The following is an 11,114-nucleotide window of genomic DNA, read 5'->3' on the forward strand; positions in this document are numbered from 1 at the left end:
ATATATTACTTATGCTTTTTTGTAAAGGGTTTATAAAAGCAGTAAAAGTTAATATATGCTATAATAATTAGAGAAATGAAATCTAATTATTATTTTAAACATTCAAATAATATTAACTATCAGGAGTTTGATAGTTTTGTTGAAAAAAATGGCCATTTGTTGCAAACTTCTGCTTGGGGAAAACTAAAAAGTAAAAATGGCTGGCATGCTGAGTATATTGCTCTTTATAGAGGTAAAGAAATTGTAGCAACTTGCACAATTTTATTTCGCCGGTTAGGGGCTTTAAACTATACTTTAGCTTACATACCTAAAGGTTTTGTATTTATAGAAAAAAATGAAAAAGTTGATTCACTTATACGTGATGAAATTATTAAAGTTTCCCAGCAGTATAAAGCTGTAGCTTTAGATATGGAGCCAAATATAGCTAGAGATGATAGTATTGTGGCCTATTTTGAAAAGTTAGGTTTTAAACATCAAGGTTTTGAAGCTGATAAATTTATATATCAAACACAATTTGATATGATTGTTGATTTAACTAAAAATGAAGATATTAAAGATAGTTTTCCAAAGAAAAATCAAAAATTATTAGATAAATCTATTAAAGAAGGGCTAGAGTTTCGTAAAGCTAGCATTGACGAAATAGATATTTTTGCTAATTTATCAGATATCACAAGTAAACGAAACAGTATCTCTTTAAGAAAAGGTAGCTATTATAAACAAATTGTAGAATTATTTAGCGAAAGTAATAATTGCGATTATTTTTTAGTTGAGCTAAATAAAGAAACCTTTAAAAAAGAGGCTGAAAAAAAAGTTAAAAGAATGGCTAAAGAGATTGCTGGAAGTGAGAAGCGAGAGCTTAACGAGAATGCCAAGGTAGATTTAGCTTTAAAAAGAAAAAAACTTCGTAGTATTGAAGAAGATATTACAAAACTAGATGGTAATAAACCTATTTACTTAGCAGGTTGCTTAGTACTTTACTGTGGGGATATGGCTTATTATCTTTATGCTGCTTCTAGTAATGAGTTTCGTTATTTACAACCAAATGTATTTATGAACTACTATGCTATGATGGAAGCAAAAAAGCGAGGTTGCACTGGCTATAACCTTGGCGGTTATAAATCAAAAGATGATGGGCTCTACCCATTTAAATTATCTTTAGGGGCTGATAGTAAAGAGTTTGTAGGGATATTTTCTTATGTTATCAATAAGCCAATATATAAAATACTTAAAAAAGGTTTAGCTATTAGGTCTAAACTAAAAAAGATTAAAAAAAGTTTGCGTAAGTAAGCTTATGTAGTATGTAAAAAATACATCAATATTACAAAAACAGATATAAAATTGTGGAAAACCTTAAAGAAATCTTAAAAAACATCTTACTATTGACTTAATGGTGTTTTTTTGGTAACATTAGATAGATAACTAACAAATATCAAACAGACAAAGGAAAAACTGCGAGGAATATGTCTGAAATACCAGAAAAACAAGTAAAAAGGCTAAAAAGCTTGATTCAAGAAGCGGAAACGAATCTAGCAGCAGCCAAAGAGCTACTAATTAGTATTAGTGGCGAATCTGATAACGTAGTGTTATCACCTAATAACTCTATTATAGAGAGCCCTCAAGGTAAGATAATTGAAGGTGTGTTTGACGGCCAAACTATGATTGGTCCTGATGGAAAGAATTATCCTGTTCCAGCAAATTATGCTTCAAAATCTAAACTTGTAGAGGGTGATATCTTGAAATTAACTATTAATGATGATGGTGGTTTCATTTACAAACAAATTGGACCTGTACCACGAAGGCAAATTATTGGTACTCTAGTAAATCATGATGGTTCATACTTTGTAGAGGCTGGTGGAAATGAATATAAAATTTTACTAGCAAGCGTAACATACTTTAAATTACGCACAGGTGACCAAGTAACCATTATTATACCTGAAGATAGTACTGATACTACTTGGGCTGCTGTAGAAGCATCATTCTAAAATAGTTAAACTTTGAGAGATTTATATTAAATAAAAAATCATACATAATGCGAGAATGTATGATTTTTTATTTTTAATTAGCAAGAATTTATCGGCGAGAGTTCATGGCAGTGATAATTTTTTGAATAAAATCGCCAATTCCACCAGGTATATTTACAAATAAATTTAAAAACCAAATTAAAGCTAAAAATAATAGCGTGGCACCAATGGCACTTCCAAAACCAAAGAATATTCCACGAAAGAAATTTACTTTATAAACTGTCCATCTATTAGGGTATAAATCATTAAAAATATCTTCTAATATAGAATATTGAGCGTCTTTTGTAGTGTTATTGGATAGTGTTTTTTTAATTTTATTAAAAAATTTCATTTAAAGTAATTTTAACATAATTTAGCTTATCTAACAAGGAAAAACCCCACACAAACAGGGTAGCGTGGGGTGGATTCTGATAAATAGGAAAAGATGGATTATTTTTCTTACGCTTGAAATATATTTTGGAGTATTGTACTTCTATTTTATTATTTCCTATAAATCAAAAAGAGTAGGTACTGTACACTACGAATATACAAATGTACTTTGATATTATAACAATATATTAGTATTTTGTCAATACTATATATTAAATAGATTTAATATATTTTTTGATTTTACTTTTTAAAATTGTTAAAATTAGTAAAAGGAGATAAATGAAATTGAAAAGTCTAGCTCATAAACTTGAGAAAAACCTATCATATAGTGCTAAGGAAAATGCTATTAATTGGCTTTCTAAAAATAGGTATAGTGAATATAAAGAAGAATTACTTCAATTAATTACAGAAGAAAATTGGAGAGAGCTTGAAGAGGCTTTTTATAAAAAAATAGATTTTGGTACTGCTGGACGTAGGGGTGTTGTAGGCGTAGGCGCTAATAGAATTAACAATATTACTATAAGAGAGACAGCACAAGGTATTTGTGACTTTATTGTTAAATATAAATTAAATAAAAAAATAACAATTGGCTGGGATGGTAGAAATTCATCAAAAGAGCTTGCTTTAAATTTTGCTAAAGTGGTAGTAGCTAACGGTATTGAACCTATTGTAGCAAAAGAACCTTGTTCAACTCCCGAACTTTCTTATAATTCTTTTTTGGGAAATGGTAGAACCATTGATGTGATGATAACGGCTAGCCATAATACTCCAGAATATAACGGCATAAAAGTTTATAGGTATGGTTGCCAAATAAATGTAGAGACAGCTAATGAACTAATGGAATTAATAAATAGCGCTAATGTTTTATATGATGATAGTTTAAGTTTTAATGATTTGAAAAATATAAGTAATGATTATATAAAATATATAACTGTAAAATATAAACAAAAAGTGTTTAATAATAAAAATTATAAAATAAACAATTTAAAGGTAGTCTATTCTCCTCTTTGTGGAGTTGGTAAAACTAATGTATTACCAATACTAGAAACTAGTTTAGGTAAAGAAAATGTATTACTGGTAAAAGAGCAGAGTATTATTGATGGTGATTTTAGTTCTATAGAGAATCAAAAACCTAATCCAGAAGAGTTAAATGCTAATTTAATGGCTATTGAATTATTGAAAGATAGCACTGCTGATATTGGATTAACTAGTGACCCTGACGCTGATAGACTAGCTGTTTTAGTAAAAGACCATAATGGCGAAGTTAGAATGCTAGATGGCAATGAATCGGCCTTACTTATGGCAGATTATTTATTAAGACATAGCAAAAAAGGTTATATAGCTAAAACTATAGTTACTACAGACGCAATTACTGAATTAGCTAGATTATACGGCTGTAATGTTTATGATAATTTTTTAGTTGGCTTTAAATATATTGGTGAAACTATTATTAACAACAGAAATGATGATATTTTAGCAGGTTTTGAAGAGAGCCTAGGAACTACTATTGACGGAGCTTTAAGAGATAAAGACGCCGCTGCTTCAGCTATAGTTATAGTAGCTTTAGCAGAAGAGATGAAAAAGCAAAATAAAACATTATTAGATAGACTAGATGATATTTATAGAGAGCTTGGAGGAATGTTCTATAGCCGTACTGAATCTATAGAATATAAAGGAAAAGACGGCTTAGAAAAAATGAATATTATTATAGATAAGCTAAAACAGATTAAAATAGGCGAAAAAGATAATATTACAGCTATATCAGACTATGAAACGCTAAAACGAAAAAATGCAGATGGTGAAGAAACTATTGATATGCTAGAGCCAGGTAAAATGATTAGGCTTGAATATGGTGATAGCAGCAAAACAATTTCTATTCGCCCTAGCGGTACTGAGCCTAAGATGAAAATATATAGTAGATGGAAAATTAGCGATTCTACGGACGCTGATTTGTATAAAAAATCAATTAAGCAGTTAAAAGAGGAGATTTTATAGAATATGAGCGTTGCAAGACTAATAGAAACTTTTGAACCAAGTAAATATCAAATTCTACTAAATTTAAGTAATTCTAAAGAAAGAATTTTTACCGGAAAAGTAATTATTAATGGTGATATTAAGAACGATAATTTTTTTAATTTACATAGCAAAGCATTAGATATTGATTTCATTAAAGTTAATAATATTAATTGTGAATATAAAGAAAAATCTGAAGACGAGATAAGTATTTTTTCTAATAGAGATAATAAATTCGATACAGTAAGTGAAAGTACTGTAGAGATAGGTTTTAAGGGTAAAATTAATGACTCTATGCATGGTCTATATCCTTGTTACTATAATGATGGTGAGGAGCGTAAAGAACTACTTGCTACGCAATTTGAAAGCCATCACGCCAGAGAAGTTTTTCCTTGTGTAGATGAACCTGAAGCTAAAGCTATTTTTAAACTAACTATTTTGACTAATGATAATGGCGAAAAAGTTATTTCTAATACTAAAGTGGAACAAGAAACTATTATTGATGGAAATATACGCAAAGTAGAATTTGAAGAAACGCCAAAAATGTCAACATACTTACTAGCTTTAGTAGTTGGTGATTTACATAAAAAAACTAAACTTACTAAAAGTGGTGTGGAAGTTTCTACCTGGGCTACTAAAGTTCAAAGTAAAGACCTTTTAGATTTTCCTTTAGATATAGCAGTAAAAGTATTAGATTTTTATGAGGAATATTTTAAGGAAAAATTCCCGTTGTCTAAATGTGACCATGTTGCTTTACCAGATTTTAGCAGTGGAGCAATGGAAAACTGGGGACTTATTACATACCGTGAAACAGCTATGTTAGCTGGAGAAAAGCATTCAATTGCTGATAAGCGATATGTAGCAACAGTTATAGCCCATGAAACAGCACACCAATGGTTTGGTAATTTAGTAACTATGAAATGGTGGGATGATTTATGGCTAAATGAAAGTTTCGCTACTATGATGGAGTATTATGCAGTAGACAATATTCACCCAGAATGGAACGTGTGGCAAGACTTTGCCGTAAATGAGTCAATTATATCTTTAAGAAGAGACGCTATAGATGGAGTTCAAGCAGTACGTATCCCTGTTCACCACCCTGATGAGATAAATACTATTTTTGATGGTGCCATAGTTTATGCTAAAGGCGCTAGGCTTATGAATATGCTTAGAGAGTATATAGGAGATGAATCTTTCCGCAATGGTTTAATAGAATATTTTAAAAAATTTAAATACCAAAATACTATAGGTAACGATTTATGGAATGAATTAAGTATAGCTTCTGGCAAAGACGTAAAAAGTTTTATGAGCCCATGGCTAGAACAGCCTGGTTACCCAGTAGTTAAGGCTGATAAAAAAGGTAATATTTTAAGTATAGAACAAAAACAATTCTTTACTAGCGAACATAATGATATGAATAGGAAATGGCCTATTTATATTGCTTCAAATATTAAAGAACTTCCAGAAGTATTTAATAATTCTTACTTAGAAGTAGAGACAGGTGAGCAATTAGTTAGACTAAATCAAAAAAATGTCAGCCATTTTATAGCTAACTATAAAGGATCTTTACGTAGTGAATTATTGAAAAATATTAGCAGTCAAGACGTAGTATCTAGGTTGCAATTCTTACAGGAGCAATCACTATTAGCTAAGGCAGGAGAGATAAGCAGTAGTGAACATATTGCAACTCTAAACGAATATAGGAATGAAGAATCATTGAACGTATGGGAAATGATGAGTTTATTACTTAATGAGTTAAAGATTTTTGTAGATAAAGATACTTTAGAAGAAGCAAAAATACGCTTATTTGTTGCAAAATTATCCAGTAATTTATTTAAGAAACTTGGGGTAGCCGAAAAAGAAAATGACAGCGATGAAGATATCCAGCTAAGGCCTTTAATATTAGCTAATATGGTTTTTGCTAGAAATGAAAAGGCTTTAAATGATATTAGAGCTATATATAATAATGCTAAAAATATAGAAGACATTAATGCTGAAATAAGGAGTGTGGTGCTATCATCCAAGGTTAGGAATGATGAGGATGACGAGCTTATTTCTAACTTATTAGAAATATACAAAACAACCAATAGCGTTGATTTAAAAGACGATATTAGAGGAGCGCTTACATCAACCACTAAAGAAGAGACTATTAAAATGCTACTAACTATAGTTATGGATGAAAATATAGTTAGAGCTCAAGATATTGCAAGCTGGTTTGTTCATCTTCTAAGAAATAGATACGCACAAAAAACAACTTGGAAGTGGTTGAAAGATAATTGGGTATGGTTAGAGAATAAGTTTGATGGAGATAAAAGTTATGACGATTTCCCGAGGTATGCAGGTGCTATTTTAAATAGTGAAGAGTTATTAAAAGAATATTCACAGTTTTTTGCCCCAATGAAGCAAATGCCAAGTTTAGCTAGGGCTATTGAAATGGGTGAGCGTGATATAGAGGCACGCGTAAAACTAATTAAAAGAGATAAACAAGCTGTTTTGGAAGAACTAAATAAGATTGTTTAATCAAAAAATAAAACCTAGCAATATTGAGCTAGGTTTTATTGCTATAAGAAGAATCTTTCAAAGTTTATCATATTTTCAGGCGTGATGTCTTCGGGGGATTCATCAATAATGTTTTTAAGCTGTTTATTGATTTTGTCTTGATCTAGATTTACGCCAATTAAGACTACCTCAGTTTTTAATTCTTCGTTTTCATTCCAGTTATCAGAGGTTATATCTATTGTTTTTCCAACTATTTGAATAAGGTATTTTTGTTCATACCCCTTCATACCAAAATAACAAAAGCCTTTAAGTCTAAACATATTTTCTGGTAGATTGTCTAGAAAATTTATAAAAGCTTGAGGGTCTAATGGTCTTTCTGTAGTAAATGATACAGACTGGAAACTATCATGAATGTGATGATGGTGATGATGACTAGAGCAATCATGGCTATGGTACTCATGATGATTATGCTCATCTTCTGTATGTTCACTGCCTGTATTATTAGAAAATAATAAACGAGTATCTATTTCAGCTTTATCTGTTTTAAGAATTATTGAGCGTTTATTGATATTTCTAATAAATGATTCTATATTATTTACATCTTCATTGCTCACAAGATTAGTTTTATTCAGTAATATAATATCAGAAGTTTGTAGGCATTTTTTAAAATGAACGGGAAATTGGCTATTTGCTAGGTTAAAATTCTGACAGTCTACCATATAAATATTTCCACCAAAATAGGTATATTGATTACCTGAAAACCTTAATGTCTGCATTAGGTCGTAAGGTTCTGCAATACCACTAGCTTCAACTATAATGGCATCAAGATTAGAGCTTTCATTAGCTAAAGCATCTAAAGGTTCTTTAAGGCCATTTTCACCCAAAATACAACAAATACAACCATTACTTAGTTCAATTGTTTTCTCGCTAACATTACCAGATACTAGTTTTGAATCAATATTCACCGAACCAAAATCATTAACTATTGCACCGATTTTTAACTGTTTAGAACTTTTAAGAATGTTATTAAATAAAGTTGTTTTTCCTGCTCCTAAAAATCCAGATATCATTATTACTGGTATTTTACGTTTTTTAGATGTTATTTTTTGGCTAGTATTTTGGGAGAAGTCATCAAAAATATCATCTATAGTATAATCGTCAGAATGAAAAGAATTAGACATAAAGTTATTTTAACATAGAAAAAAATTACCATCAATTAGTAGTTAAATTGACATATAGTATATATTATGTTAATATATACTATATTATCTCCCATACAGGGAAGAACTTTAGAAGGGGGTACTTATTATGGATAAGTACGAATATTACAAAAGAGGTAGCTTAGACGGAGAAGTAATTTGCCAAGAGATTGTCAGAGATCCTGATTCTCTTCAATACATATTAACAAGGTCCTTAAAGATTCCAGAAGTTAATAAAGGTAGGTATCTTGCAGGATTACTAAATAAAATATCTTACTATTTTAGTTTTTCGCAAGAACTAGATGGCGTTAGGCGAGCTGGTAGGGAACTGGATTATCAACAAATGATTGTTAATATATCAGAACTATTTACTGGTTTGGATAGCGAAGACAAGGAATACCTAAAGAAAAATAGCTATAGTATATATAGATTAATTTTTATGGCAATTCCATTTACTGATTCTCTCCAGATTTCAACCTTCTTTATTGCACCTTGGGCATTAAGAGATAAAGAAAAGGTGAATTTAAAGAAGATATTAGATAATTTTTATGAATATTGGCAAGAAAATGTTCAGAAAGATCAACTTACCGAAATGCAATTGCTGTATTCTAAGCTGTAGCTCTTTAAAGGGATAGTTTTAACTATCTCTTTTTATTTATATATTTTTTTAGTAGAATTATAGTTATGGATTTATATTCTAGCTTAGATAAAATTAAAGGTGTTGGAGAGAAAACCTATCAAAAATTTAAAGATGCTGGAATAAATAGCGTTAGTGATATATTAAAATTTTATCCACGAAAATACGAAGACCTGTCGAGTATTACAAGTCTAAAAGATATAACACCAGGTAAAGTTATATTTAAGGCTATAGCTGAAAGTGTTTCTATAAAAAGGGTTCGTAGAGGTATGACGATAGTAGAAGCTACTTTAATTGATGGAGATAATAAAGTTAAAGCCATATGGTTTAACCAACCTTACAGACTTAAGCAGCTTTCAAGCGATGAAGAATTTTATTTTTCAGGAATATTTGAATTTAAATATAATAAATATCAAATAATTAATCCTAGTATAGTAAAAAGGGAGGAGTTACCTAAAGGGCAAAATTTTAAAGGTGAATCTGGCGAGATAGTGCCTATATATAGGCAAAAAAAAGGATTAAAAACAGATACTATACGTAAAATTCTTGCAGAGCTAAAACCATTAATTAAGATGTTACCAGAAACCTTACCTGAAAAAATTATTAAGAGAGAGAAGCTTGTTAGCCGTAGTGAAGCGGTAGAAAATATACATTTTCCTAAATCTGGAGAAGATTTTAACAAAGCTTTTAGAAGACTTGCTTTTGAAGAAATATTTGAAATTATATTAGCTTCAAAAATAAATAAAATAAAAAATCAAAAACTAAAAGGTATATATATTAACCCATCCTTAGATGAAGTTAAAAGTATTGTTGATAATTTACCTTTTAATTTAACTAATAGTCAGAGGCTGGTTACTTGGGAAATTATGCAAGATATGAAAAAAGAGTTTCCTATGAATAGACTATTGCAGGGTGATGTTGGGGCTGGAAAAACTATGGTTGCTATTCTGTCAGCTATTAATATTGTTAAAAATGGCTATCAGGTAACAGTAGTAGCGCCAACAGAAATATTAGCAACTCAATTAGCAGAGAACTTTTCCAAGATATTGACAAATGATATATCTATTGGATTTTTATCTGCTAATGTTAAAGGTAAAAAAAGATCTCTTCTATTAGATAATGTTAAGAATGGAAATATTAATATTTTAATTGGCACACACGCTATTTTAACGCCAAACATAGAATTTAAAAATTTAGGCTTGGTTATTATTGATGAACAACATCGCTTTGGTGTAAAACAACGGCAGGAATTACTTAAAAAGAATAGTGATAGAATGCCGCATTTATTAACGATGACGGCAACACCTATACCTAGGTCCTTATATCTTACATTGTTTGGAGATCTTTCGGTTTCTATATTGAAGGAAAAGCCAAAAAATAGAAAACCAACAACAACTTCTTTAATCTCTCCAAATTCTAGAAAGCCTATGGTTAATAAGATTAAAGAAGAGCTTAAACAGGGAAAACAAGCTTTCGTTATTGTTCCGGCTATATTAGATAATGATAATACCGATTTAAAAAATATTGAAGCTGAAACAACAAGACTTAAGGCTGAATTTAAAGGCTATAGTATTGGGTTTCTGCACGGAAAAATGAGCTCGCTTGAAAAAGATGTTCAAATGCAAAAATTTTTAAATAAGGAATATCATATTTTATTATCTACTACTGTTATTGAAGTTGGTATAGATGTCCCTAATGCATCAGTAATTGTTATTGAAAACGCTGACAGATTTGGTTTAGCTCAACTTCACCAATTAAGAGGTAGGGTTGGTAGAGGAGGTGATGAATCTTATTGCTATCTAGTAATGAGTAATAGTAATAAGCCACCAGAAAGACTGAAAGAGCTGGCAGAAACTGATGACGGTTTTAAGCTGGCAGAGAAAGATTTAGAGCTTAGAGGGGCTGGAGAGATATATGGCAAGGCACAATCGGGAGAATTGAATTTAGAATTTGCTAGCCTTGGAGATATGGAGTTAATTGCAAAAGTTCAAAATGCTGTAGATTGGCTATCTGAAAATGAAGAATTATTTGATGAATATATAAAAAATAATAGAGAGGATTTAAGAAGATATCAAATGCTGACAATATTAAATTAAAATGTATTGACAAATAAAAATAAGTACTGTATTATATTGGAAGTACCAATAAGCACGAGTGGTGGAATGGTAGACACGCATGCCTTAGGAGCATGTGCCAATCGGCGTGAAGGTTCAAGTCCTTTCTCGTGTACCAAGAAAAGATCAGCTAATCGATAGATAGCTGTTTTTTTGTTTTATAGATAAAAAGAATTAAGACCTACGGAATCAGATGGCCGTAGGTATTTTTGTTATTTCAATTGAGGCGTTGCTTGTTTCAGTAAGGCTTCATAGAGATAAG

At 30.4% G+C, this 11,114-nt stretch carries 8 protein-coding genes and 1 tRNA gene; 7 read left to right on the forward strand and 2 right to left on the reverse strand.

The window, feature by feature from the left end; genetic code table 11:
- The first annotated feature begins 75 nt into the window (after positions 1-75).
- Both G6CMJM_RS02970 and G6CMJM_RS02975 read left to right on the forward strand, forming a co-directional pair.
- A complete protein-coding gene (locus G6CMJM_RS02970; protein WP_129718991.1) occupies positions 76-1,287 on the forward strand; it encodes a lipid II:glycine glycyltransferase FemX in 1,212 nt (403 codons plus the stop codon).
- A gap of 173 nt (positions 1,288-1,460) precedes the next feature.
- Entirely contained in the window at positions 1,461-1,982 is a 522-nt protein-coding gene (locus tag G6CMJM_RS02975) for a hypothetical protein (protein WP_129718992.1), read from the forward strand.
- Between the two features lie 88 nt (positions 1,983-2,070).
- On the opposite strand, the gene G6CMJM_RS02980 is transcribed toward G6CMJM_RS02975, so the two are convergent.
- Positions 2,071-2,352, reverse strand: coding sequence for a DUF5665 domain-containing protein (locus G6CMJM_RS02980; protein WP_129718993.1), 282 nt, complete (start codon positions 2,350-2,352; stop codon positions 2,071-2,073).
- 317 nt (positions 2,353-2,669) lie between these two features.
- Between G6CMJM_RS02980 and G6CMJM_RS02985 the strand changes: the two genes are divergently transcribed.
- Together G6CMJM_RS02985 and G6CMJM_RS02990 are read left to right on the forward strand one after the other, a co-directional pair.
- Positions 2,670-4,385 carry a phosphohexomutase domain-containing protein gene (locus G6CMJM_RS02985; RefSeq protein ID WP_129718994.1) on the forward strand — a complete coding sequence of 572 codons (1,716 nt, stop codon included), beginning with the start codon at positions 2,670-2,672 and terminating at the stop codon, positions 4,383-4,385.
- 3 nt (positions 4,386-4,388) lie between these two features.
- Complete coding sequence (locus tag G6CMJM_RS02990) at positions 4,389-6,923, forward strand: M1 family metallopeptidase (protein WP_129718995.1); 2,535 nt, start codon at positions 4,389-4,391, stop codon at positions 6,921-6,923.
- 41 nt (positions 6,924-6,964) lie between these two features.
- On the opposite strand, the gene G6CMJM_RS02995 is transcribed toward G6CMJM_RS02990, so the two are convergent.
- Entirely contained in the window at positions 6,965-8,083 is a 1,119-nt protein-coding gene (locus tag G6CMJM_RS02995) for a CobW family GTP-binding protein (protein WP_129718996.1), read from the reverse strand.
- 127 nt (positions 8,084-8,210) lie between these two features.
- On the opposite strand from G6CMJM_RS02995, the gene G6CMJM_RS03000 reads away from it, so the two are divergent.
- The 3 genes from G6CMJM_RS03000 (at position 8,211) to G6CMJM_RS03010 (ending at position 10,970) form a co-directional block, all read left to right on the forward strand.
- Positions 8,211-8,720 carry a hypothetical protein gene (locus G6CMJM_RS03000; protein WP_129718997.1) on the forward strand — a complete coding sequence of 170 codons (510 nt, stop codon included), beginning with the start codon at positions 8,211-8,213 and terminating at the stop codon, positions 8,718-8,720.
- Positions 8,721-8,785: 65 nt separating this feature from the next.
- Positions 8,786-10,834 carry an ATP-dependent DNA helicase RecG gene (gene recG, locus G6CMJM_RS03005; RefSeq protein WP_129718998.1) on the forward strand — a complete coding sequence of 683 codons (2,049 nt, stop codon included), beginning with the start codon at positions 8,786-8,788 and terminating at the stop codon, positions 10,832-10,834.
- 52 nt (positions 10,835-10,886) lie between these two features.
- A tRNA-Leu gene (locus G6CMJM_RS03010) sits at positions 10,887-10,970 on the forward strand.
- Positions 10,971-11,114 lie beyond the last annotated feature (144 nt).

This window comes from Candidatus Nanogingivalis gingivitcus (genome assembly GCF_004151455.1).
Classification (GTDB): domain Bacteria; phylum Patescibacteriota; class Saccharimonadia; order Saccharimonadales; family Saccharimonadaceae; genus Nanogingivalis; species Nanogingivalis gingivitcus.

Bases quoted from the DNA above. Each gene is read 5' to 3' on its own strand.
- G6CMJM_RS02970 (WP_129718991.1), top strand. From the start codon at position 76: ATGAAATCTAATTATTATTTTAAACATTCAAATAATATTAACTATCAG.
- G6CMJM_RS02975 (WP_129718992.1), top strand. From the start codon at position 1,461: ATGTCTGAAATACCAGAAAAACAAGTAAAAAGGCTAAAAAGCTTGATT.
- G6CMJM_RS02980 (WP_129718993.1), bottom strand. From the start codon at position 2,352: ATGAAATTTTTTAATAAAATTAAAAAAACACTATCCAATAACACTACA.
- G6CMJM_RS02985 (WP_129718994.1), top strand. From the start codon at position 2,670: ATGAAATTGAAAAGTCTAGCTCATAAACTTGAGAAAAACCTATCATAT.
- G6CMJM_RS02990 (WP_129718995.1), top strand. From the start codon at position 4,389: ATGAGCGTTGCAAGACTAATAGAAACTTTTGAACCAAGTAAATATCAA.
- G6CMJM_RS02995 (WP_129718996.1), bottom strand. From the start codon at position 8,083: ATGTCTAATTCTTTTCATTCTGACGATTATACTATAGATGATATTTTT.
- G6CMJM_RS03000 (WP_129718997.1), top strand. From the start codon at position 8,211: ATGGATAAGTACGAATATTACAAAAGAGGTAGCTTAGACGGAGAAGTA.
- recG (WP_129718998.1), top strand. From the start codon at position 8,786: ATGGATTTATATTCTAGCTTAGATAAAATTAAAGGTGTTGGAGAGAAA.